Consider the following 25,431-nt stretch of genomic DNA (forward strand, 5'->3'; position numbering starts at 1 on the left):
AGATGGTTTCCTGCTTTTATTATGGGAAAAACAGGAGGAATTTCTATGTGGAATATGATTGCACACTTTTTCAGTTTTACTGCAGGTATGACAGCAGGTGTAATCCTGATGTGTCTGCTGCAGGTCGGAAAGCAGGAGGATGAATGGATGGAACAGTTAGAGAAGAGTGAGGAAGAAGGGAGTGAAAAAGAGTGAAGTTAGTGGTCGCAGAAAAGCCCTCTGTCGCTATGGCTTTGGCGTCAGTCCTGGGAGCAGACGATAAAAAAGACGGATATCTGGAAGGGAACGGTTATCTCGTAAGCTGGTGCCTGGGGCATCTGTTAGAACTGGCGCAGCCGGAAGAATATGGAGAACAGTATGCCAGATGGAATTACGGCGACCTGCCGATCCTGCCTGAGACGTGGAGATATCGAGTGCCAAAAGAGAAGAAAAAGCAGCTCTCTCTTCTCTGCCGGCTGATGAAAGAGAAACGTGTGGAAAGCGTGGTGTGTGCCACAGATGCCGGGCGGGAGGGGGAACTGATCTTCCGGTTGGTCTATGAGTATGCACAGTGTAAAAAGCCGATGGAGCGTCTCTGGATTTCCAGTATGGAAGATGATGCGATCCGGGAGGGCTTTGCACATTTACGGCCGGGAAAGGATTATGACAGGCTTTATGATGCGGCAGTGTGCCGGGCAGAGGCAGATTGGCTGATTGGGATCAATGCAACCCGTCTCTTTTCTGTTTTATACGGCATCACCCTGAATGTAGGGAGAGTTATGACGCCCACGCTGGCGCTTCTGGTACGGCGGGAAACAGAGATCAGGGATTTTATAAGCAGTCCGTACTATGTGCCTGAGATCAACTGCGGAGTCTTTACAGCGGCTCGGGAAAAAATGACGGAGAAAAAGGATGCGGAAAAGATCTGTGGGGAGTGTAATGGAAAATCTGCTGTTGTCCTGGAAGTGGACAAGCAGATGAAAACCATACAGCCGCCCCGGCTTTATGACCTGACTACCCTGCAGAGGGAATGCAACCGGATCTATGGGTATACAGCGCAGCAGACGCTGGATTACCTGCAGTCTCTTTATGAGAAAAAACTGGCGACCTATCCCCGGACGGACAGCCAGTTCCTGACCGACGATATGCAGGATACAGCAGCGGCGCTGGTGCACTGGATGCGTGAACATCTTCCATTTGGAAGCGGATGCCAGGGGGAGCCGGAGATTGACCGTGTGACGGACAGCAGGAAAGTAACAGACCATCATGCGATCATTCCCACAATGGAGATTGCCAGACAGGAGCTGTCAGAACTGCCGCCCGGTGAGAAGAATGTGCTTCTTCTGATTGCTATGAGGCTGCTCTGTGCGACAGGAAAAGCGCATTGTTATGAGGCGGTTAGAGCAGAGATTGGCTGTGCCGGACATACATTTACAGCAAAGGGGAAGAGTGTGCTGCGGGAAGGATGGAAAGAAACGGAGCGTCTTTTCTGGAACAGTCTGAGACAGAAAACAGAAGAAAAGGAAAAAGAAGATGCAGCTCTGCCGGAACTTCTGAAAGGGCAGTCATTTGAGCCGGTAGAGGCCAGGATCAGGGAAGGGAAGACAAGCCCGCCGAAACACTATACGGAGGATTCCCTTCTGGCGGCGATGGAAACGGCAGGGGCGGCAGATATGCCGGAGGATGCAGAGCGGAGAGGGCTGGGAACCCCGGCTACACGCGCAGCGATTTTGGAGAAGCTCGTTTCTTCGGGATTCGTTGCGAGAAAGAAGAAGCTGCTGATCCCGACAGAAAAAGGAACGAATCTGATCATGGCCCTTCCGGAAGAGATAAAATCTCCCCTGCTTACTGCCGAGTGGGAAGCACGGCTGAAAGAAGTGGAGCACGGAGAACTGGCTCCGGAAGAGTTTATAAAAGGGATTGCGGAAATGAGCCGCTGTCTGGTGGAAACCCATAAAGCTCCGGAGGAAGAGTTTGCAGGGCTCTTTCCGAATACGAAAAAGATTGGGAGGGAGGCAGTGGGTACATGCCCCAGATGCGGAGCCCCTGTGTATGAGAATAAGAAAGGCTTTTCCTGTGATAACAGGGAATGTACTTTTACGCTCTGGAAAGAGAACCGTTTCTTTTCCGAGAAGAAGAAAAGGATCACAAGGCCTGTTGCTGCGGCTTTGCTGAAAGAAGGGCGTATCTTTCTGTCCGGGCTCTACAGTAAAAAGACCGGCAGGACATATGATGCTGATGTAGTGATGGAGGATACCGGGGATAAATATGTAAATTTCCGTCTGGAATTCCCGGAGAAGAAAGGCAGGAGAAAATGAGGGAGCTTACCCGCAGAGAGCGGGCGAAAATCCGGCGGATGGTGACAGGGCAGTGCGCAAACTATGACAGCCAGGAGCAGATTTGCCTGACTCTGGACAGCCCGTGCTATATGCTGCATAAATGCTGGACAGGCGGGGCATGCCGGTATTTTTGTGAGGCGCTGCTTCCGACAGATCCGGAACTTGCCCTAGCTGTTACCGGGGAAGATACATCCATGAGACAGAAAATATGCCCGGTCTGCGGGAAAGCCTATCTTCCTGTTACGAGCCAGGCATATTGTTCTGAGGTCTGCCGGAGCTATGCCAGGCGGAAATCTGAGCGGGAACGGAAACGCAGGGAACGGCTGAAAAAGAGATAGAGAATGTCCGCAACTTGAAGAAAAAGAGGCAGGATTTATAAGGCTTTTCAGGATTGGTTCATAGGATTATGGAGAAGAGTATGCCTGCCTTTTGAAATGAGCATAAGTTGCGGACAAATTTAGTATTTTGAGTGGAGGTGAATGATTGAAAGTCCAAACAATAACAACAGAAGAAATGCGCAGGAATGATGCGGGAGAGGGGCTGATCCTGCAGGGATGCGGCGGAGACTTACAGGAATGGGTAGACGGGATCAACGAAATGTTGGCAGAGAGCGGAATTTTGAAAAATGATATGCGATTTGAAAATGTCTATAAATTTGAACATGACGGGCTGGTCTGTCTGCTCTTTCCTTTTAGAGATGTAGATCTGGATATGGGAAGGCTTGCAATCTGGAGATTGCAGACAAGAGAGACTTTTGGAAGTATGTGGCTTTCGGACTTTGTGGACAATTATCTTGGCGGTCCACTGGAGAAAGTACACGAAGGGAAAATCGGGGAGTATGTAAATATTACTGGCTCTGATGAAGAGAGGGAAGAAAGAAATCCTACGGTGGAGATCCAATCTGCTGTACACAGCAATTATGTGGGAATGGTTGCTATGCTGGGAGCGGATAACAGGGTGTATCTTGGCAGGGAAGAGAGATATTGTCATCAGGAAGATCAGCCGGCATATTATGATAACCGGGATGGCTCCCTGTGTTTTGTCAGTGATCAGCCGGATATGTATTATTTTCTTTATGGGGAAGGATGGACGCATACCCAGGAAGAGATGCTGGAGCGGGGGCTTACCATGAAACAGTATGAAGAATTCGCACGGATACGGGAAGGAGTGCTGTCGCAGTTTACACCCCGCCGTGAGATCCTTTTTGCAGGGGAACCCTTCCGGGAGCCGGAAAACTATCTGAGAAATGCAGAGCTTTATGTGGAAGGGCAGATAGGAAACTACAATATGATTGATGGACGGATCAATAATATTCCGGCTGAGCAGGAGAAAAGAAAGGAAAAAACGTCTTTGCTGGCACAGCTGAAGACAGAGCGCATTGCACAGAGAAAAGAGGAAATCATTCCAACCCTGCCGGAAAGGGAAAGATTATGAATGGACTGAAATTTGAAGATGTCGATGTACTGCATACCCTGGCGCAGATCGTGGAAATTCATACAAAGCATTATCGGGAAGATTTTGACCAGGATAAGGAACTGATCCGTCATATGGCAGAAAGCCCGGAAAGCGAAGACAGAAATCTGCTGTGGATGTCAAGGACATGCGGTACATACTGCCTTAGTGAGAGAGAAGTTTATTTACAGGGGAGCAGTTCTAACAGGATATGGAATTATTACCATGAGCAGACAAATGATACGATCCTGGCATATGCACTACAGCTGAAAGGCATACAGGAAGGGAAAGTGACCGGGAGTATTTATACCCTGGACTATCACGAACATGTGGAACGTCTGAAAGGCCTGACCTGTCCGATTGCGCGGGTCGCAGTGAGGTTTCAGGATGGAACGGAGACGATCATACCGTATCAGTTGTATAACCGTCAGATGTCTGCGCTGAAACAGTCGCATGGATTTCCTGAAGCAATCCGGTTCCTGCCGGAGAGTGAACGGGAGCTGGCTGTGATCTTAAGACGGGAGCGGATGAAACATGATTATCATGCAGAGCCGGGAGATATCGGGGAGTATCTGGACAGCCTGAAACAGGAGACACTCCGAGGGAGAATGGATGAGGCGAGGAAAAGAGCTGCAGCACCGAAAGGCAGGGCAGGCAGCAGGAGTGTACCGGAACGATGAAGAAGAGCGGAGAGAAAAAGACAGTCCGGATGCAGCTTGTGATCTCGCAGAAAGAGGCAGATCTGATAAAAGAGCGCATGGCAGAGCTGGGGATTACGAACCTTTCCGCGTATCTTCGCAAGATGGCAGTGGATGGTTATATTATCCATCTGGATACAGGGAATATTCAGGAAATGGTGCGGCTTCTGCGGATCTGTTCTAATAATCTGAACCAATATGCGCGCCGTGCCAATGAGACCGGGAGTATCTATGCGGAAGATGTGGAAGATCTGAGGGAGCGGCTGGATGGTCTGTGGGATCAGATGGATCGGCTGCTCCGGGGATTTGCAAACATTTCATAAACTGGATGACGCCCCGTTGCTTTTAGAAGAATACCACGGTAAAATTTTTATAGAAGAAAAAGTTTTGGGAGGAGGTTCGGCTATGCGGCTGTTATTTAAGATTTTGGCACTTCCGTTTGTAATGGTTACGGGGCTTTTATATCTGGTGTGTAAGTTTCTGGTATTGATCTCCGGAGCTGTGCTTGGGATACTTTCGGGAATAATTTTTCTGGCATCGCTGGTTCTGTTTTTTACCGTCGGCCTGTGGGCGGGCCTGTCATGGATGGTGATCGCATTTCTGATCAGTCCGTATGGCCTGCCGATGCTGGCAGCAGGTCTGACCGGGATGATCGGCAGTGTGAACTGCGCACTCAGAGATTTTATATTTGGTTAAACAGTTTTTGACGGGGCACTGCGGTGCTCCGCTATTTTTTTGATTGAAAATGATGATGGAGGGAGCAGAATGGATTTGGAAAAGAGAATGGAAGAAATATATCCTCATTCGGTAATTTACGCACTGGAACATGGCGAGATAGAGCAGTACCGTCTTTCGCACAATGTGAATGTAGAATGTAAAGAGGCGATCGAACAGGCGATCGCCGATCATTACAGAGCAAACCGGCTTGGATCAGAAGCGGTTCATCAGGTAGTGGAACAGTTTGGATATGACAGAGTATTTCTTGTACTTGCCAATACAGTCCGGCAGAAGGAATGGGATGGACGTATTTCCCATAGTAACAAGGAGTGGGCAAAAGCCTTTCCAGTTCCTGAGGACAAAGACAGCTTCGGGAGAGACAGAAACAGAGAGCTTATTGTGGACCGCAGCCATACCGGGCTGATGAATCTGCTTCTCACACAGGTCAGAAGGGAATACGAGGAATTGCAGGAACAGAAGCCTTCTGTGAAAAATCAGCTTCATAAAAGTAATGGATTGCAGAAGTGTGCGGATAAAAAGAAAGTTCATAAAGAACCGGAGAGATAAATGAAAGAAGCATGATGGAGGTGGTCTGAAATAGCAACAACACGGCTGATGCCGCTCCATATCGGGAAAGGCAGGGATATCTCTACAGCAGTAGCGGACATCATTGATTATGTAAAAAATCCGCAGAAGACGGATCAGGGGAAATTCATATATGGATATGAGTGTGACACCCGGATTGCGGACGCAGAGTTCCTACTGTCCAAAAGACAGTATACGAATTTAACAGGTCGGAGCAGAAGTGAGGATGATGTGATCGCCTATCATCTCCGTCAGTCATTCAAGCCAGGAGAAGTTACACCGGAAGAGGCAAATCATATTGGCAAGGAACTTGCACAGAAACTGACAAAAGGAAGCCATGCTTTCATCGTCTGTACGCATGTAGACAAGCACCATGTCCATAATCATATCATTATCAATTCTATAACGCTTGATTGTACCAGAAAGTTCCGGAACTTTTGGGGATCCACATGGGCAATCCGGCGCATAAATGACAGGCTCTGTCTCGAACATGGATTGTCTATTGTAGAAGATCCAAAGCCAAGCCGAGACCATTATGGCACATGGCTGGGAAATAGAAAGCAGCCGTCTTTTCAGGAGCAGATCCGGCAGGCTATTGATGTTGTCTTGAAAGATAATCCGAATGATTTTGAAGAGTTTTTGGAGAAGCTGGCGGCAGCAGGCGTAGAAGTCAACCGGGAAAGGAAAAATCTTCGTTTCCGTGTGCGGGGGCAGGAAAACTATACCCGATGCAATACTCTGAAAGGCGATTATACTGAACAGGCGATAAAGGAGAGGATCAGCGGTGTCCGTATAGTAAACCCACAGCGGATATCAGGTTACAGGCAGGCATCAGGAATTAAACTTCTGGTAGATATTGAAGCAGCAGTCAGGACAGGAAAAGGTCCGGGATATGAACGGTGGGCGAAGGTATTTAACTTAAAACAGCTCTCCCAGGCAGTCATGTATCTGAAAGAGCATGGGGATATGAGCTATGAGGATCTGAAAGAAAAAACGTTGGCAGTGACAGCACGCTTTAATGACCTGTCCGAGCAGATAAAAAGTTTTGAAGAACAGATGACATCGAACAGTGAATTGCAGAGACAGATCATTACATATGCAAAGACAAGAGAGGTGTATGTAGAATATCGGAAAGCCGGATACAGCAAGAGGTTTCGTGCGGAGCATGAGGCAGATATCCTTCTGCATCAGGCAGCGAAGAAATACTTTGACAGTCTGGCAACCACAAAGCTACCGTCTGTTAAAAAACTCCGGGAAGAATATGCCGGATTGTTAGAACAGAAGAGGAAAGCATATGCAGAGTATAAACAGGTTCGAGCGGAAATGAAAGAACTGCATAATGTCAGGGCAAATGTAGAGTATCTGCTGGATATTCCTGCCGGACAGGAGACACGGAGGAGAGAGGAACAGAACCGCCAGTAATTGTTTTTTTGCTTTGGGTATTCAGCGTTACAACGGAACGCGCAGCCGTCACCGTAGGTGGCGATCTTTGGGGGTTGGGGAGATATCACCAACAAGCATTCCAGAGGATTTTCCGGAGACGGAAAATCCTCTGGAATTGGCAAACTTACGTAAGTTTGCATTGCTTGCCGGTATTGTTTCAAATTCAGTATAATTGATTAGAAAAAAAGTGGTAGAATATTGTGTAAATCCGAAAAATTTTTTCTGGAATAAGACAATCATTAAATTTAGAATAAATATAACAGAATGAATGTAACAATCAATCGCGAAGGAGTTATCAAGCATATGAAAGAAAGCAAATGGTGGAAAAAGGCAGTTATATATCAGATTTATCCGAAAAGTTTCCAGGACAGCAACGGAGACGGCATCGGTGATCTGAGAGGAATCGTACAGCGGTTAGATTATCTGGAAGATCTGGGTATAGATGCAATCTGGCTGTCTCCGGTGTACCGGTCGCCTCAGGATGATAACGGATATGATATTTCTAATTATCAGGATATAGATCCGATGTTTGGCGATATAGGCGATATGGAAAATCTGATCCGTGAAGCAGGAAAACGAAATATTAAAATCATTATGGATCTTGTCCTGAACCACTCTTCGGATGAGCATCCGTGGTTTTGCGAGGCAAAAAAGAGCAGGGAAAATCCTTATCATGATTACTATGTATGGCGTGATGGCGAAGAAGGAACGCCTCCAAATGATATGCGGGCATCTTTTGGCGGCTCTGCATGGGAATGGGTTCCGGAATTAAAGCAGTATTATTTTCATCAGTTTTCTGTAAAGCAGCCGGATTTAAATTGGGATAATCCGAAAGTCCGTCAGGAAATCTATCAGATGATACAGTGGTGGATTGATAAGGGAGTCGGCGGATTCCGGTTGGATGTTATTGATCAGATCGCGAAGGAACCGGATCAGAAGATAACGGCAAATGGTCCGAGATTACACGAATATATCAGGGAAATGAGCAGCGCTGTTTTCCAAAAGGGAGACTTGATAACTGTAGGGGAAGCATGGGGAGCAAATACAGAGAATGCGAAACTGTACAGTAACCCGGACGGAAGCGAGTTTTCTATGGTATTTCAGTTTGAGCATATATGTCTGGATCAGCAGGAAGGAAAAGAAAAGTGGGATCTGGCTCCGCTGCCGTTTATAAAACTGAAAGAAGTGCTGAACCGGTGGCAGACAGAACTGGACGGCTGCGGCTGGAACAGTCTGTTCTGGGATAACCATGATCTTCCGCGGATTGTATCGAGGTGGGGAAATGACAGAGAATATCGTGTGGAGTCTGCGAAAATGTTTGCTGTACTGCTGCATGGAATGCAGGGAACGCCTTATGTTTATCAGGGAGAAGAACTTGGTATGACAAATGTCCGGTATTCCATTGATGAATACAGGGATATCGAAATACTGAACATGTATCGTGAACGCAGGGAACAGGGGTATCCGGAAGATGATATTATGAACTCCATCTATGCAAAAGGACGGGATAATGCGCGGACACCGATGCAGTGGGATAAATCTGAAAATGCAGGTTTTTCTGCCGGAACACCGTGGATCAGGGTGAATCCCAATTATAGAGAAATCAATGCCGCGGATGAAGTCCATGATCCGGATTCTGTGTTTACGTGTTATAAAACGCTGATCAGACTGAGAAAGAAATATCCGGTTTTCGTTGAAGGCCATTTTGCGCTGATCCAGCCCGAGAACGAGATCTTTTTTGCATATTCACGGGAAAGTGATGATGAAAAGATGTATGTGATCTGTAATTTCTTTGGGCAGAAAGCGGAATGGAAACCGGAGGAAGACCAGAACGGGACGAAACTGCTTTACTGTAATTATAAGGCAAGCGGGGAAACAGACTGTTACCGGCCGTATGAGGCGAGAATTTACTATATGAAAAAATAGTTGAAGGAAGATATAACCTGTCGTATGCTTAAAACAAACGATGGGTTTTTCTATAAGAGGAATCGAGGTAAGCAGATGTATCGGATGATGATCGCAGATGATGAAGACGGCGAGAGGATAGGGATTCAATATTTGCTGAATAAACTTGGATTTGAATTTAATATTATCGAAGCCGAAGACGGCAAAGAAGCCCTGAGAAAATTGGAGGAATGTGCAGTCGATATTTTAATGACTGATGTACGGATGCCTTTTATAGACGGGCTGGAACTCTCTGAGATTGTCAGGAACAGATTCCCTGACACAGAAATTATATTTTTCAGCGGATATGATGATTTCAGTTATGTAAAACAGGCCCTGTCGATCCAGGCAGTTGATTATATCCTGAAACCGGTCAATCCGGAAGAATTTAAGAAAGTGATTGATCTTGTTATAGCCAGGATAGAGAGAAAAAAGACAGTCGAATTACATGATCGGCAGCTCAGGAAAGTATTAGAGCCATATATAATAACAAGATTACTGAGCCAGATCCCTTATGAAAAGCTCAGAAATACATATCGTGAAAGCGAACTGGAGTTTTTAAAGCTGTATAAGAGAATGATCTTACTGGAATTTGAAGAAGATTTTTTTGGAAAGACAGTGGAAGATATTCAGGAGCTGAATAATAAAATTGCGGAGAATGGACTGGCATTATCCTGCGATATGGTCGATCTGAACCCTGCTCAGGGTATTCTTCTTTTTACAGATGAGGGGAAAAGTACTTCTTATTACAGAGAAGCTGCAGATGCAATACACATTTTGATCGAAAAGGAATATCAGGTTTCCTGTTTCCTGGCAGTCAGCGGTTTGATAGAAACGCCGGATGATATAGGCAGTGTTTATCAGGAAACAGAAGCGTATTTTGAAGAACGTTTTTTTCATAAAGATATTTTCGTATATCCGATAGAATCCGATGACAGGGCAGTGAATGTCAATTCAGAAAACATTACCCGCGCCTTTAATGAAATCGAGGAGGATATTAAATTCTGTGATGTATTCAGCCTGAAAAAGAACGTGGAGATCATATTGGATAAATGCAGGAACAATGAATTTCAGTCTTATATTTATACGAGATTTATCTGCGGCAATCTGATCAAGATCCTGTATCATGCGCTGCCGGAAGATCAGGATGAAATAGCTGATAAAATAGAAGAGCTGTATAGAGTAAATCATTTTTCTGAAATCGAACAGAGCCTTTTGGATCTTATGGGAAGAGTGGTCAGAGTCCTTGATTCACAGCAGGATTCGCCGAAACATATGATTGCGATCATAGAAAAATATATACGGGATCACTATATGGAAGTATTGAGCCTTGACGTATTAGCTGAAAAGGTTTTTCTTACCCCGCACTATCTCAGCAGTATTTTCAGCCAGGAGAAAGGGATAGGACTTAATAAATATATTAAGAAAGTCCGTATGGATAAGGCCGAGCAGCTTCTTACTACGACAAATATGAAAATAGGAGATATCTGTGAAGCGGTAGGGTATACAAATCTGTCGTATTTCTGTAAGACATTTCGCAATGAATATGGAGTGACACCTGAAAAATACAGAGAGAAATAAGGATCGTTGATGAAAAAGCTGAGACAATGGTATAGAAATTTAAAATTCAGAAAAAAAGTCTTGTTCAGTATGCTGCTGGCAAGTCTGCTTCCGGTAATCCTGCTGGGTATATTCTGCTATTTTCAGTGCAGGAACCTGCTGATACAGAGGGAAGAGGAGATGCTGAGCCAGACATTGGAGCAGAATGTAACCATCCTGACAGGCAACTTAAATTTGTATAAGAGCTACATGGACAGCATTGTATGGGATGATAACCTTCAGCAGGCGCTGGAAGCCGATTATGAAGATAATCTGCAGATGTACGTGGCGTATCGGGATATCATAGATCCGGTTATATTTAATATGGAAAATCTGGATTCCGCCGTGAAACAGGTGACGATATACAGTACGAACGATACCTTGTATCCGCACGGCACAAATTTTCTCCCGGCGGAGCGGATGGATTCCGGTATGGACGAACTGGAGCGGGGAAGAGTGCTGTGGGATGCCAGGCCGGACGCCAATGAATTGAATATGTACTGCAAAATGTTTTCGGAATATGGAAGATATGAGAATGCGATACGTATATCATTGGATTATTCAAAAGTATTTTCAATATTTACAAACTTGTTTTCGGATGATTATGGCATTGAGATTACAGACAATGACGGGAATACTATTTTTTCATTTGCACAGAAGAATGCAGATCATAATACGCAGGAGTCTGCGGTAAAGCGTACGGCAGATGAAGAACGGGAAAAAGACTGTGTTGTAAAAACGGAAAAGATCAGCTCTGTAAACTGGCGGGCAGAACTGCAGAGACCTGTCAGTGAAATTTCGGCTGCGGCAAGGAGCATCACGGTTCTTGTCCTGATCGTTATTCTCGGGTGCTGCGCTCTGGTCGCTTTCTTAAGTCTGACACTGACGAGAAGTATAACAAAACCGGTGAATGAACTGGTGGAAAATATAGAGCAGATTGAACTTGGCTCTATGTCGGTGGACGTGGTGAATGAATCTCAGGATGAGATCGGACATCTCTTCCGGAGCTTTAAAAGGATGATGGAACGGCTGAATGATATGATTAATCAGGTGTATCAGAGCAGGATCCTGCAGCAGCAATATGAGATGAAAGCGCTGCAGGCTCAGATCAATCCTCATTTTCTGTATAACAGTCTCTCTTTGATCAACTGGAAAGCCATTATGGCGGAACAGACAGAGATCAGTGAGATGGCGCAGCTGCTGTCAACTTTCTATCGTACAACGCTGAATAAAGGGAAGAATACGATAAGCGTAAAGGGAGAGTGGGATAATACCTGCTCTTATGTGAAAATCCAGCAGATGCTGCATTCCGGGAAATTTGAAGCGGTTTTAGAGATAGATGAAAACATTTTGAATTACCATATGATCAATCTGCTTTTGCAGCCGTTAGTAGAAAATGCGATCATACACGGACTGGATCATAAAGAGACAGAGGGTAAAAAAAGACTGGAGGTATACGGAAGAGAGCAAAAGGATGAACTGGTATTTACGGTAAGAGACAACGGCTGCGGGATGTCAGAGAAGACGATGGAAAATATTCTGATTGAGCAGACAAACGGATACGGCGTTCAGAATGTACATCACCGGATACAGCTGTATTATGGAGAAGAATATGGTTTGTCTTATCAAAGCAAAATGAATGAAGGAACAACGGTTACACTTACCATTCCGAAAAGAACAGATCCGGATAACGAAAAAACTGTCTGAGAGGGCAGTTTTTTCATTGTCCGGATCTGCTTATCTTTGTAAAAATGTTGTTTAAAGCGGTATTTTGTTTCGTTTACCGGAAATTTGTTTTAATTTATAATAAAAATACCTTAAGAAATGGCCATTAATACAAGGAAGGATGGAGGAAATATTTGTGAGACGAAGATTATTTATAAAACGTGTGTTGAGTATAGCAACTGTGTCAGCGCTTGCAGTATCATTATCAGCCTGTGCAGGGGGCGCCGGCGGGCAGGAAGAGGCGGTATCAGCGGCGGACGGACCGCTTGGTGCATATGAGGATACCCTGGTCTGCAGCATGGGAAGAAGCACGATAGCAAACCCTAAATTCCCGGAAGGCGATTCATACGAAGATAATGCATACACGAGATATTTAAAAGAAAAACTTAATGTAGAAGTAAAGGATTCATTTGAAGCTAACGGTGAGGATTATGACCGGCAGGTGTCGCTGGCTATCGCTTCGGGAGAATTACCGGATGTGATGCGCGTCAGCTCAAAGGATGTACTCGACGAGCTGGTTGAAAATGATCTGGTTGAGGATCTTACGGATGTATATGATGAATATGCAAGCGATTATATTAAAGAAGTATATGATTCATATGACGGCAGATGTCTGGACGGAGCAATGTATGACGGACGGCTGATGGCTCTGCCTGGAACAAATTATGATGCTGCTCCGTGTGTAGTATTTATTCGGCAGGATTGGGTGGACGATCTTGGGATGAAAATTGATGAGGACGGGGACGGATGTCTGACAATCGACGAACTGGAGAACATTACAAAAACTTTTGTAGAAAAAGATCCGGGAAATACCGGAAATCCGGTTGGGCTTGCGTTTGCACCATATCTTACATCAGGTGATTATGGTGGAAGCGGTTATACCATGATGGCTATCGGGGCGGCTTATAAAGCATTCCCGGGAAGCTGGCTTGAAGATGAAGACGGAAATCTGTATAACGGTTCCACAACAGAAGGGATGAAAGCTACACTTGCAAAACTGGCGGAGTGGTTCCAGAAAGGTCTGGTAGATCCTCAGTTTGGTACAAGAACATGGGATGATATTACAGCTCTCCTGACAAACGGACAGACAGGTATTACATTTGGACCGTGGCACCTTCCGGACTGGCTTCTGAATAATGTAAGAAGTATGGATCCTGATGCAGAGTTCTCAACTTATACAATCTGCGATGACAATGGCAAAGTAAACGTTATTCATAATAACGCTGTAAACGGATATATGGTTGTCAGAAAAGGCTATTCAAATCCGGAAGTACTGATTAAAATTGCGAATCTGTTTTTTGATGAGATTGTGAACAATAAGAATCTGGAAACAGAGCAGCCGGAAGTATATCAGTACGTTACAACGGTGGATAATTCAGCCAGACCGATACAGGTCGAATTAAACAAGAATACATATCTTGTTGATGAATATTCGGATATTAAAAATTGTGTGGATGGGAAGATATCCATGGATGAGGTCCGCTCGATTGAGTCAAAGACGAATGTGGAAGCAATCAACAGATATTTAGCGGATCCGGCGAATTCAGAGGTGACAGACTGGTCAAAATATACGTCGCGGATGAAATCGATGGAGTTGATCGATCGACTGACGAATGAAGGAAAGCTTGAATGGGATACGCCTGTATTCTTTGATACTACAGAGACAATGAGAACCAATAATGCTGACTTGAATAAACTTCAGGAAGAGACATTTGTCGCTATCGTTACCGGTTCAAAACCGGTGGATGAGTTCGATGCATTTGTAGATGCATGGAGCAGCCGCGGCGGTGAGCAGATTACCAAAGAAGTGCAGGAAATTATCGACGCTCAATAGTGAAAACAGATTGGATCATGGGTTGATATTCAGCCCATGATTCTTAAATATAAGAGGTAAAGGGATGAAGAAAAAAACATTTATTCAGAAGCGCAGCATGCGGTCTCAAAGTATGTATCACATGATGATGCTTCCGGGAATGATCTTTGTATTGATTTTTTCATATGTGCCTATGTTTGGTATCATTATGGCATTTCAGGACTATGTTCCGGCAAAAGGAATACTGGGATCAGAGTTTGTCGGTCTGAAACATTTCAAATATATGTTCTCTCTGCCGGATATCTGGCAGATACTGACGAATACTGTAGTAATTGCTGTAGGGAAGATTATTCTCGGAACAGTTATGGCGATCGCTTTTGCAATTTTGCTCAATGAAATAAGAGTCCGGTTTTTTAAGAAGACCGTTCAGACAATCGTATATCTTCCGCACTTTTTATCATGGGTCGTCCTGGCTGCGGTTGTAATTAATATGGTAAATCTGGACGGACCGGTAAATCACATCATTCAGATGCTTGGATTCGATAAAGTCAATTTCCTCGGAAGCAATACATGGTTCCGCCCAATGATCATTGTGACCGATGTGTGGAAAGAATTCGGATATAATTCAATTGTGTATCTCGCGGCGATAACTGCCATTGATCCGGGGCTCCATGAAGCGGCAGCTATTGACGGGGCGAACTGGTGGAAAAGAGTATGGCATATTACACTTCCGGGAATGCTCCCAATCATACTTTTGATGGCTGCGATGAGCCTTACAAGTATTTTAAGCGCCGGATTTGATCAGATTTATAATCTGTATTCACCGATGGTCTATCAGACAGGAGATGTTCTGGATACATATGTTTACAGAATGGGCTTAATCAGTCGACAGTACAGTTTCTCTACTGCAGTGGGCCTGCTCAGATCCGCAGTCGGCATGGTGCTGATGCTTGCGGCAAACGGACTTGCAAAGAAGTTTACTGACAGGAAAATATTCTAGCGGAAGGGAGCGTTTTTATAATGGTACAAAAAAAGGGAATTGTTTCAAATTTAGGCAGGGGTACGATTTATTTTATTGTATTTCTGTTAGGACTGATATGTCTGCTGCCTTTGTTAAATATTGTCGCCGTATCATTCAGCGGCAGTGCGGCTGTAGCCGGAAACAGAGTGGGATTTCTTCCTGTAGATTTTACGGTGGCTGCATATGAAAAGATCCTGGGGGATCATCAGTTTTGGAGATCCTTTGGAATATCGGTGCTCCGGGTTGTCCTGGCATTGATTCTGAATCTGGTGCTGATCACATTAATGGCGTATCCGTTGTCCAAATCAAAGCGAGAATTTAAAGGCCGCAATATATATATGAATCTTTTGATTTTTGCCATGCTGTTTAATGGTGGAATGATCCCGACATATATTGTGGTAAAAAATCTGGGCCTGTTAAATTCAGTATGGTCTCTGGTGCTTCCCGGTGCGGTTCCGATATTCAGTGTGATCATGGTAATGAATTTCTTTATGGGAGTTCCAAAGGCTTTGGAAGAAGCGGCAGTAATTGATGGAGCTACGCCGCTGCAGGTATTGACAAAGGTTTATCTGCCCTGCTCAAAACCGGTTATTGCAACAATCGCATTATTCAGTATCGTGGGGAGCTGGAATGATTTTTTCAGTGGTCTGATCTATATGACAAAAGTGAATAACTATCCATTACAGACATATATACAGTCATTAAGCGTGAAGCTTGAAGATATGTTGAACGCAGGCGGAAGCCTTAGTTCCCTTGTTAATGTTATGGACGTATCATCACAGAATCTGAATGCTGCCAAAATCGTAGTCTCCGTTATTCCTCTGCTGCTGATTTATCCGCTGCTCCAGAAATATCTTATTACGGGAATTGTAGTAGGAAGCGTGAAAGAGTAATATGCAAAACAGAATTATTTGGTGGTGATGACTTGGGAAAATAGTCTGTTTAGATATGGGAATGTCTGGTGAACAGATTGGTAAAGAACTGATTCCTTTTCTAAACAAAGTGCAGAAAAAAGAATTGATTCAGTTTTTGAAATCTTACTCAGCGATCATAAATCATAATTTTTTTAAAAGAGATTTTGAACCAACAGACATTGACCTGACAGAAATGTATTTCGGAAAATTATATATATGTTTAGAATATCGTCTTGTTAGTGTAAGTGGTCAACCAATTAACTTAACTGCAAAAGAATTCGACATTCTTGCGCTTCTGATCATGCATCCGAAACGTGTCTTTACATATGAGATGATCATGGAGCTGGTCTGGAATGAAGACTATACATTTTATTCCCGTAAGGCTATCAATAACCATATAAGTAATCTGCGGAAAAAATTAAACATTGCCCCGGATATACCCGATTATATAAAAAGTGTCTATGGCGTCGGTTATAAATTCGAGGTGTGAAGAAGTGCGGTGATGTTGAACCGCGCTTCTTCTGCTAAGTAAAGCAGGCTTTGTGTGGGCTCTGGTAGAAAAAGGACACTTCGGGAAAAAGAATAGAAGATTTCCACGTATGCTCTCCCATACAGAAGGAGGTTGACGATAAAACGTCCATAGGTTCTCCTTCATGGAGGGAGAACAGAGTGGATGGAGAGAAAGCCGGAAATTCGGCCCCGGAAACACCGGGTATATTTTTATAGCGGCCCTGTAATTCAGCTGAGGATTACAGGGCTTTTCCATTCGACAAAAAATGACATAAATTATTCGCTTTCTGCAAATTGCAGAAGCGGTCAGCATAGGTGTGCGTCTGTCTGTTGGCAGGCGCCTCTTTTTATATTTAGGGAAGAAGAGCCTCTTTCTGTTTGGCGTATACGCTGTCGGTCCCCGCCTTCGATTTTGATTTTCAGTTCAATCAAAAAATCAAGATCGGAGGATTACTATGAGAGAAATAAATCTGCGGGAATTCTACCCGGAAATATATAAAAAAGATTACGTTGTTTCACTGCCGGACGAGGTTGTGGAAGCCCTGATGGAATTCAGACGGGGAGATACTGCTTACCGGATCCGTACATACAGGTATAAAGCATATTTTTCTCTGGATTGTGGCGACAACATTGAAAGGAAGATGCGTCGCCATGCTCCATCTGTTCAGGAAATCATAGAGCAGCATATGGAAGAAGAAAAACTCTATGCCGCGCTTAATCAGCTTACTGAAAAACAGAGGAAGAGGGTGTATGCGCATTACATTCTCGGCATAAAGCAGTCAGACATTGCAAAAATGGAGGGAACTTCGGTAAGTACAGTCTATGAAAGCATCCGGAGAGGACTTCGGCGGCTGGGAAAAATTTTGGAAGAAAATTGAGAAAAAACCCGAAAATAAACCTCATATTTGTACTGAATAATAGGAGGACAGCCTGTATGGAAATGCCTGACAGTGGACGGATCGTTCAAAGGAAAATCTGCTGACCATTAGGGCAGTATTCCCGGCTTCCCCGTCGCACCTTGACAACTTCATATACGGTACCACAGGTACGTTACCTGTGCCTTGAGCGAAGACAGAGCGTCGCGAAGAAAGACAGTCCACCGGGAGGTGATGGCAGCAGGACAGTCCGAGCGGGCAGCGTGATCTGTCGATCCGGCTTCGGCATGCCGGACGCGGTGACAGGCACAGGGGATAATGATACTTTCTCACGATCCCTCACAGACTGGAAGGGAAGTTCCTGCAGTGCGCGCAAGTTCCGGCAAAGCGGCGGCACAGGCGGGGCTATGATGCGGTAAGCTGGCCGCAGCCTGTGGTATCCCTGCTGTCAGGGGGCGTGGCAAAAGTGACAGAGTTTTTGGAGAAGAATATAAGACAGCTGTGCAGCAGGAAATGGATCAACAGAACCAGATATTCTGCACAGCTGTCTTTTCCTTATATATGGAAGGAGGAGTTAATGGCAGGAAATAATAATATTGGCGAGATTTCTGGGTTCCAGTTGAGAATCAATGATTCTGCGGTGCTGGTAAGATTCAGCAGAAGCGCAGAACAGGATGTCAGGGCAAAGGTTCGGGATATCCTGACAGAAGCCTATGAGGAACGGTTTCAGCAGGGGATCACCGCTTATGCACAGTCGCTATGAAACTTACAGAATTGCGCTTGCTTTTTGAGACCGCGCATTGAAGCGGCGTGCTCTTCGCGGTATAATGAATGTGTCGGGAGAGATATATTCTCCGGCAGGAACCTTGAAAACCGAAAAGAGATCAGGCAACGCAATTCCGTACAAATGAAGTGATGTACGGAGGAAGCGTTATGAAATTACAACGGGTTATTTGTCTTTACAGAGTATCTACAAAGAAACAGGTAGACAAGAATGAGAATGACATTCCGATGCAGAAAACAGCGTGCTGGGATTTCGCCAGCAGCAAGCCGGACTGGACCATTGTAAAAGAGTATTCGGAGAAAGGGATTTCCGGGTACAAGGTGTCAGCCGATGACAGGGATGCGATCCAGGAATTAAAGGAAGCAGCCCTGAATGACGAGTTTGACATCCTGCTTGTGTTCATGTTTGACCGGATCGGCAGGATCGATGACGAGACACCTTTCGTGGTGGAGTGGTTTGCAAAGCACGGGATACAGGTCTGGAGCGTCATGGAAGGACAGCAGAGGTTTGACAGCCATGTGGACAAGCTGATGAATTATCTGCGGTTCTGGCAGGCATCAGGGGAAAGCGAAAAGACTTCCATGAGGATCAAGAGCAAGATGCAGCAGATGATAGAAGACGGATTGTATACGGGAGGGCCTGTAAAGTATGGATACCACCTCTCGGACAGCGGGCTGGTAAACCGCAAAGGGATTCCGATCAAAAAGCTGGATATCGACGCAGTTGAGAGCGAAGTCATCCATATGATGGACAGCATGACGATCCATAAAGGCTACGGTTCACACAGGCTTTCCAGATATCTTAATGAGAATGGGTACCGGACGCATACAGGCGCCAGGTTTACGAGTACCGTCGTCAACCGTATCTTAAAGGATCGTTTCTACTGCGGCTATCTGGATGACGGAACATCCACAGAGGCATTGCAGGCGCTGCGGATCCGCAGTGATGAAACTTATGCACAGATCCTGGAGATCCTGGAACAGCGGAACAACGCGAATGAGGAGAAACGCCACATTGCCTTGCGGACGAAAGGTCAGGCAATGCTCTCCGGCAATATTTTCTGCGCACACTGCGGCGGACGTCTGACGACGATCCGGTATCGGGATCATTATACAAGAGCAGACGGCTCCGAGTATTCCGTGGATCAGATCAAATATTCGTGCTATCACAAAAGCCGTAAGCTCTGCAAGTGCGATGGCCAGACTACATATCAGGCGGACCGGGTGGATGAGATCATCCGCCAGATCATCCGTCAGATATTCAGCTGTATGAGCGGAGCGCCGGAAGAAGAAAAATTACAGGCTTTGTTGAAACGGCAGATAGCAGGAAATAAGGCGAGACAGACACAGCTTGAACATGAGCTTGGAAAGAGCCGAGAGCAGCTGACAAAGCTACAGCTTGAGATTGCGAAGACGCTGACCGGCGAAAGCGTGTACTCGCCGGAAGATCTGACGCAGGTTCTTCGGACTGTGAAAGAGAACATTGCAAATGGTGAGCAGGAGCTTGCAAAGCTCAGAGAGGAAGAGACGCAGAAGAAACAGAGCATCGATCTGATCACACCTGCTTATAATCAGTTTAAGTCATGGGCGGAAGAATTTGACACCGCAACACTGGAGCAGAAAAAGATGATCGCGTGCTACCTGTTCAAGCGGATCGAAGTCGGCAGAGGATACCAGATCTCCGTAGAGCTGAATATGACATATCAGCAGTTCTGTACAGAATGGAATAACGGAGATTTCTGGAAGACCACGGCTGCGGTCTGAACAGTGAGAACTCCTAAGATACTATTAACCGACATAACCCGGTATGTAATCGTAATAATATCCCCCACAGGAACATTCGAGGCGAAAAACGCCGGATACGTTTTCCGGTATGTGACCGCCTCGCGTGGTAGAGCATTCGGCTGTTAACCGAAGTGTCGTTGGTTCAAGTCCAACAGGGGGAGCTTGGAAAGGGGCTGTCGCATGAGGAAGTAAATTCCTCATGTGGCATGCCCCTCTTTTGCTGCTTATTTCAGAGAAATATCCAGACGATCCGCCTATTTTTGACTTTCTGCTTGAAAAAGCGCAGACCTCCCCTTACCTGTCTGTTTGGCGTTTTGAACCTTCTAAATTTATGCGCTCTTCTTTAACGCAAACAGGTGTGTCCCTGTTTTTCCGTTTTGGATTTTTTGATGTAGCTTCCTGACATTATGTGCAATCGCCAGCAGAATACTTTGTGCTTCTACATTCGCGTTTCCACGGTATCGGAATCTTCGGAAGCCTGTATCCTCTTTCAGATCACCAAAGCTTCCCTCGGACTGGATACTCCGGTTCACCCGCAGCACAATCCCCTCTTCACTGGTAATCCTCTCCAGGTCTTCCTCACGGTACTGGTTGAACTTCCGGGAAACATACAAATTTTTCGTCCTGTCTTCGAATGGAACTTTACTGTGGTTCCCTTTGATACATTCTTTTTTGTAGGGACATCCGCTGCAGTCTTCACAACTGTAAATGGTCGTTTCTCTCTCATATCCTGTCTTTGTTTTTTCTTTCTTTATCTTACTGACTTTCAGGCTTTTCCCGTTGTGGCAGGTGTAGGTGTCCGACTGCGGATCATATTTCATATTTTCTGCCCTGCCGATGTCGTTTTGATAAGAACGCTTTTTCCCGATCTCATAATTCGCCGGCTTGATAAATGCCTCTTTCTTTTCTTTCTCCAGATAAGCGTAATTCTCTTCACTTTCATATCCTGCATCCGCCGTAACTCTCTGGTATTTAAAATCATCTACGTATTCTTCCAGATCCTTAAAAAACGGGATCAGTGTTGTAGTATCTGTAGGCTGCGGTCCTACGGTAAGCCAGGTGATATATTCTGAATCAACACCATGCGGGATATTATATCCGGCTTTGAGCTGACCGTTCCCCATTGCGTCTTCTTTCATCCTCATAAAAGTCGCATCATGGTCTGTCTTAGAATAACTGTTCCTGTCTCCACAAACATAAAGTTTCCGGGTATACTCTTTCAGTTTCTCCAGATATTGCTCCAGTGTTTCAATACTTTTCTGCAATGGGGATTTTCTTTTCCCTGTCCCGTGTACAAACTCGATCCCTTCTTCCTCTTTCAGCCTATACAGTTTTTTCCTGAGCTTTTTCAGATGCTTTACGGTAACTTTATTCTGATAAACAATCTTCAGGCCATACATTTCCTCGCAGGATTCTACAAAGGCTGCAAGTTTTTTTAGAAGTTTTTCCAGATTTTTTGTTGTTGCCTTTTTCCAGACAAAGGTGTATTTATTCGCATAAGCCTCGATCTTTGTTCCGTCAATAAAAATGTCTTCTCCTGAAATCTCCCCAATACTGTAAAGAAACTTTGTAACAGCGGCCAGGATCTTTTTCGAACACAATGCGAAATGCAGGGTATGGAAACGGGCAAAAGTTGCATGGTCAGGCACAGGCGCGCCTTCCAGCAGAAACATAAAGTTAATATCCCTGCGGCAGTCCTTCTCCATATCGCGGGAAGAAAAATCCCCGTTCATATAAGCATACAACACAACCTTAAGTATGGTGCGCGGTGACGGATTTTCGGGTATCCTCTGATACGTCGAATATAAGTCAGACAAATCCATCTCCTCCACAAACTGACTTAGCAGCCGCACAGAATCGTCTTTCGGTATGATGCAATCAATATTTAATGGAAGTTTTAATTGATAACCGTTTTGATTTAAGGTATAATCTTTTTGTAAAATATTTGATTTTTCCATAACTATATTTTACACCTTTTGCCGGGCTTTGTTTAGCCCGGCATTTGGTTTATTAGGAAGAAAAGGGGCCATCGCACTAATTGCTTAGTGCGACAGCCCCTTTTTTGGTCATTATTCAAATGGGATTGAGATTATGCCAGTCCCTTTTCTTCCAGCCAGTCGATGAGAAGCGGTTGGCTGTTTTTGCGCCGGCGCGACATGTGCTGAAACTGAAGGATCGTAAGTCCGGTAAATACAACGGTCAGCAGGGCGAGCAGAATCACGGAATTCCTTATATTTCCTCCGCCGCTGATCGTACTTCTGAATGCGTCCACGGTATAGGTAAACGGCAGATAAGCATGGATGTCAGCGACAAATGCCGGTGAGATCTCAACCGGATAAGTGCCGGCGGAGCCGGAGAGCTGCACGACCATAAAGATCAGCATGAGAAAACTTCCGACTTTTCCGAGCGTAATATTGAAAAAGTACATGACAGATGTAAATGCAACGGCAGTAAGGCAGGCAAACAGTATTGTCTCAGTCATTTTCGCCGGAGTGAAACCATCGATCACATGAAGCAGCCAGATCAGCATAAGCCCCTGCAGGACTGCTACCGGATAGAGGACGGACGCTTTGCTGGCCCACCATGCAAGTCCGGATTTCAGTTTCCCGTTGTATCTGGTCAACGGGTACATAAGGCAGAAAGCCAGGCATCCCACCCACAGTCCCACGGACATCATGTACGGCGCCATGGCATGACCGTTATTTTCTACGGTGGTAATCTGTGTCTCATCTGTATTTACCGGAGAAGCAAACATATGAATTGTATCTTCGTCTGCGGTTGTAGCGGAGGCCTCCTCTGCGCCTTCGGACAGGCTGTCTGCAAGAACATCGGCGCCGTCCTGCAACTGAGCCATTCCTTCATCCAGTTCCACAGAACCGTCATAAAGCCGGGAAGCACCGTCACAGAGCTGACCGGCTCCGTCTGCGAGAAGCGCTGCGCCGTCGTTCAGACGGTCATTGTTTTCGACCAGTAAAGCGGTTCCTTCCGCCAGTACGGCAGTTCCATCAGAAAGCTGACCGGCTCCCGAACAGAGCACGCCTGCTCCGTCAGCCAGTTTTGCAGTACCGTCTGTCAGAGCAGAACTGTTGTCTGCAAGTGTGGATATGCCGTCGGTATAAGTACGGATTCCGCTTCCCAGCGTCTGAATACCGTCGGAGACTGTAAGTCCTCCGGAACGGATGCTGCTGATTCCGCCGGTTACATCGGTTCCGGCTGCGCGGAGGCTGTCCGCTCCGTCCAGAAGAGCGTCATTGTTGGAAAGGAGAGTATCGAACCCTGTGTTAAGTTCTTTGATTCCTTCGGATGCCGCCGGAAAATTTTCAGTCTGTGCCTCAAGTTCGGTTAGTGCGTCTGAGACGGCTGCTGTGCCTGCAGACAGCTGACGGGCGTTATTACATAACAGACCGGCGCTTTCGGTCAGGTCCTGAAAGCTATCCGCGGAGATATCCGGGATGGAGTCAGCGTTCTCTTCCAGTCCGGCAGCAGTATCGTCAAGCCGGCTGGCAGCAGTATCCAGTGCTTCGTCCAGAGAACTGAGCCCGGAGGCTGCGGTATCGGATATCTGCTGTGCCCTGGCAATATAATCATTTGTCTCAATACCGGAAATCTCCTGAATATTTCCGGCAGAAGAGTCAAGAGAATCGATTGTCTGTCGAAGTGAAGCGAGGGCGTCCTCCGGAACAGAATCATTTTCAGACAGTTTCTCCCAGACTGCTTCAAGAGAAGAAGCGGACGATGTTAAGGTATCCTTTGCGCTCTGAAGCTGTCCGTTGGCAGTGCTGATTCTGTCATTTCCATCAGCCGCACAGGATGTTACAAGAGAGATGCTGCTGTCCGCAGCGGCTGAAACAGAATCCTTTGCAGCACGGATCTGCGAGGCCGTATCTGAGAGAGTGCCGGAGGCGGACCGCAGGGCGCCGGCAGAATCTTCCAGTATCGGGGAAGCGCTGCTGATGACGGATGCATGTTCCGAAAGTTCCTGCATCCTGATGTACAGGCTGTTAAGATTATCGCTTAAGCCCTCGGCACTGTTTTTGAGGGAGAGATCTCCTTCAGAGACAGATGCATTAAGCAGGGAGATCGCGGAAGACGCCTGATCCAGATTTTCCAGCGGTTCCAACTGTTCTGCGCCCTGTGCGAGCTGTTCTGTTCCCTGTGCATAAAGGACAGCATTCCGGGTAAATGTATCGACTGCGCTGACGTACCGGTCTGTGCCGGTCTGCAGGGTATCCAGTCCCCGGGTGAGGCTTTGGGCTCCTGTTTCAAGATCCTGCACCCCTGCCAGCAGCTGCGGGGAATTTGCATTTAGTGCAGCCACTCCGCTGGTATAGGTTTTTACACCATTATTTAATGTATGGATACCGCCGGTCAGTGCGGGCAGAGAGGCAGTAAGGGAGTCGGTTCCTTTTTTTAACTGTGATGCACCGGTGTTGATCCGGCTGACTCCGTCCGTATATTCCTTCAGCCCTTCCGTCAGAGTGTCAGCTCCATCGGAAAATGTCAGAGTGCTGTCAGTAAGTATACTCAGGTTTTTCGTAATTGCCATGCTGCCGGCAGAGGCTTTGTCAATCCCGTCTGCTAATTGCAGCGAACCGTCTGCGGCTTCTGAAAGCCCTCTGCCGGCTTGTGCGATCCGGTCAAAGACGATGGCAGTGTAAGTCTCTGTAACCTGGGCTGCGACTTCATTGCGGATTCGGAGCATTGCAGTTTCGCTCATTTTGGAGGCAATATAATTGGTGCCCGGGTTCGTTGCGTATTTCAGCTCCATTTTCCGGGGAGTGTCATCCAAAAGAGTTGCTGCGCTGCGGGAAAAATCTTCCGGAATCGTTATTACCATATACCACGTACCGTTTTCCAGACCTTCCCCGGCTTTTTCACTGTCCACAAAATGAAAGTCGAGAGTGTCATTATCTTTCAGTGCCTCTGTCAGGTCATCTCCTATGCACAGGGTATTGCCTTCGTATTCCACCGGCACGTCTTCATTTACAACCGCAACCGGCAGCTTGTCAAGATTTCCGTATGGATCCCACATAGATTTCAGAAACAGACCTGCATAAATAAAAGGAATCGCAATAATTGCGATCAGGACAATAAGAAGAATTTTATTTTTCAGCAGGCCTTTCCACTCGTTTTTGATCATATAATCAATCCCTTCTTTCTGGCTGTTTTACTTACAGAAAGATAGCATGACCGGCGGCGGTTTCATACAGACATTTGAGGCTTTGTGCCTGAAAAACAGACAAAGAGCC

The 25,431-nt window shown here is 45.8% G+C and carries 21 protein-coding genes and 1 tRNA gene; 20 read left to right on the forward strand and 2 right to left on the reverse strand.

The features are described from left to right. Positions 1-45 precede the first annotated feature (45 nt). The 20 genes from B5F07_RS17625 (at position 46) to B5F07_RS17720 (ending at position 20,342) form a co-directional block, all read left to right on the forward strand. Positions 46-195, forward strand: coding sequence for a DUF3789 domain-containing protein (locus B5F07_RS17625; RefSeq protein WP_087162521.1), 150 nt, complete (start codon positions 46-48; stop codon positions 193-195). Further along, on the forward strand, positions 192-2,297 hold the full coding sequence (locus B5F07_RS17630) for a type IA DNA topoisomerase (protein ID WP_087162522.1): 2,106 nt from the start codon (positions 192-194) through the stop codon (positions 2,295-2,297). Before B5F07_RS17625 ends, B5F07_RS17630 begins: the two co-directional genes overlap by 4 nt. After that, on the forward strand, positions 2,294-2,656 hold the full coding sequence (locus B5F07_RS17635) for a cysteine-rich VLP protein (RefSeq protein ID WP_087162523.1): 363 nt from the start codon (positions 2,294-2,296) through the stop codon (positions 2,654-2,656). Before B5F07_RS17630 ends, B5F07_RS17635 begins: the two co-directional genes overlap by 4 nt. 145 nt (positions 2,657-2,801) lie before the next feature. Next, positions 2,802-3,752: a DUF4316 domain-containing protein gene (locus tag B5F07_RS17640; protein WP_242972571.1), complete on the forward strand. Its 951-nt coding sequence runs from the start codon at positions 2,802-2,804 to the stop codon at positions 3,750-3,752. Beyond that, the gene (locus tag B5F07_RS17645) at positions 3,749-4,450 is read left to right on the forward strand and encodes a hypothetical protein (RefSeq protein ID WP_087162524.1); all 702 of its coding nucleotides are present in this window, start codon (positions 3,749-3,751) and stop codon (positions 4,448-4,450) included. Before B5F07_RS17640 ends, B5F07_RS17645 begins: the two co-directional genes overlap by 4 nt. Next, positions 4,447-4,791 carry a plasmid mobilization protein gene (locus tag B5F07_RS17650; protein WP_087162525.1) on the forward strand — a complete coding sequence of 115 codons (345 nt, stop codon included), beginning with the start codon at positions 4,447-4,449 and terminating at the stop codon, positions 4,789-4,791. Before B5F07_RS17645 ends, B5F07_RS17650 begins: the two co-directional genes overlap by 4 nt. Positions 4,792-4,873: 82 nt before the next feature. After that, positions 4,874-5,164, forward strand: a complete 291-nt coding sequence (locus B5F07_RS17655) for a CD1845 family protein (RefSeq protein ID WP_087162526.1) — start codon at positions 4,874-4,876, stop codon at positions 5,162-5,164. Between the two features lie 69 nt (positions 5,165-5,233). Next, positions 5,234-5,752, forward strand: coding sequence for a DUF3849 domain-containing protein (locus tag B5F07_RS17660; RefSeq protein WP_242972572.1), 519 nt, complete (start codon positions 5,234-5,236; stop codon positions 5,750-5,752). A gap of 30 nt (positions 5,753-5,782) precedes the next feature. After that, positions 5,783-7,192, forward strand: a complete 1,410-nt coding sequence (locus B5F07_RS17665; RefSeq protein ID WP_087162527.1) for a relaxase/mobilization nuclease domain-containing protein — start codon at positions 5,783-5,785, stop codon at positions 7,190-7,192. Between the two features lie 324 nt (positions 7,193-7,516). Further along, positions 7,517-9,139 carry a glycoside hydrolase family 13 protein gene (locus tag B5F07_RS17670; RefSeq protein ID WP_087162528.1) on the forward strand — a complete coding sequence of 541 codons (1,623 nt, stop codon included), beginning with the start codon at positions 7,517-7,519 and terminating at the stop codon, positions 9,137-9,139. 84 nt (positions 9,140-9,223) lie between these two features. Continuing rightward, positions 9,224-10,738, forward strand: a complete 1,515-nt coding sequence (locus tag B5F07_RS17675) for a response regulator (RefSeq protein WP_162613164.1) — start codon at positions 9,224-9,226, stop codon at positions 10,736-10,738. Between the two features lie 69 nt (positions 10,739-10,807). Continuing rightward, positions 10,808-12,463: a sensor histidine kinase gene (locus tag B5F07_RS17680; protein ID WP_162613165.1), complete on the forward strand. Its 1,656-nt coding sequence runs from the start codon at positions 10,808-10,810 to the stop codon at positions 12,461-12,463. 154 nt (positions 12,464-12,617) lie between these two features. Then, a complete protein-coding gene (locus B5F07_RS17685; RefSeq protein ID WP_204248864.1) occupies positions 12,618-14,315 on the forward strand; it encodes an extracellular solute-binding protein in 1,698 nt (565 codons plus the stop codon). A gap of 64 nt (positions 14,316-14,379) precedes the next feature. Then, positions 14,380-15,294, forward strand: coding sequence for an ABC transporter permease (locus B5F07_RS17690; RefSeq protein ID WP_204248865.1), 915 nt, complete (start codon positions 14,380-14,382; stop codon positions 15,292-15,294). A 20-nt stretch (positions 15,295-15,314) separates the two neighbouring features. After that, complete coding sequence (locus tag B5F07_RS17695) at positions 15,315-16,208, forward strand: carbohydrate ABC transporter permease (RefSeq protein WP_087162532.1); 894 nt, start codon at positions 15,315-15,317, stop codon at positions 16,206-16,208. Positions 16,209-16,269: 61 nt separating this feature from the next. Further along, positions 16,270-16,719 (forward strand): winged helix-turn-helix domain-containing protein, encoded by a 450-nt coding sequence (locus tag B5F07_RS17700; RefSeq protein ID WP_087162552.1) that lies wholly within the window; start codon positions 16,270-16,272, stop codon positions 16,717-16,719. A 475-nt stretch (positions 16,720-17,194) separates the two neighbouring features. Next, positions 17,195-17,617 carry an RNA polymerase sigma factor gene (locus B5F07_RS17705; protein WP_087162533.1) on the forward strand — a complete coding sequence of 141 codons (423 nt, stop codon included), beginning with the start codon at positions 17,195-17,197 and terminating at the stop codon, positions 17,615-17,617. A gap of 574 nt (positions 17,618-18,191) precedes the next feature. Continuing rightward, positions 18,192-18,377 (forward strand): hypothetical protein, encoded by a 186-nt coding sequence (locus tag B5F07_RS22410; RefSeq protein ID WP_140398044.1) that lies wholly within the window; start codon positions 18,192-18,194, stop codon positions 18,375-18,377. A 170-nt stretch (positions 18,378-18,547) separates the two neighbouring features. Then, entirely contained in the window at positions 18,548-20,161 is a 1,614-nt protein-coding gene (locus B5F07_RS17715; RefSeq protein ID WP_087162535.1) for a recombinase family protein, read from the forward strand. A 115-nt stretch (positions 20,162-20,276) separates the two neighbouring features. Next, positions 20,277-20,342 (forward strand) — tRNA-Asn (locus B5F07_RS17720). A 169-nt stretch (positions 20,343-20,511) separates the two neighbouring features. On the opposite strand, the gene B5F07_RS17725 is transcribed toward B5F07_RS17720, so the two are convergent. Then, on the reverse strand, positions 20,512-22,140 hold the full coding sequence (locus tag B5F07_RS17725) for an IS1182 family transposase (RefSeq protein ID WP_087162536.1): 1,629 nt from the start codon (positions 22,138-22,140) through the stop codon (positions 20,512-20,514). A gap of 131 nt (positions 22,141-22,271) precedes the next feature. After that, positions 22,272-25,322, reverse strand: coding sequence for a YhgE/Pip domain-containing protein (locus B5F07_RS17730; protein ID WP_087162537.1), 3,051 nt, complete (start codon positions 25,320-25,322; stop codon positions 22,272-22,274). Positions 25,323-25,431 lie beyond the last annotated feature (109 nt).

The sequence above is a fragment of the Lachnoclostridium sp. An169 genome (genome assembly GCF_002160525.1).
GTDB lineage: Bacteria > Bacillota > Clostridia > Lachnospirales > Lachnospiraceae > Mediterraneibacter > Mediterraneibacter cottocaccae.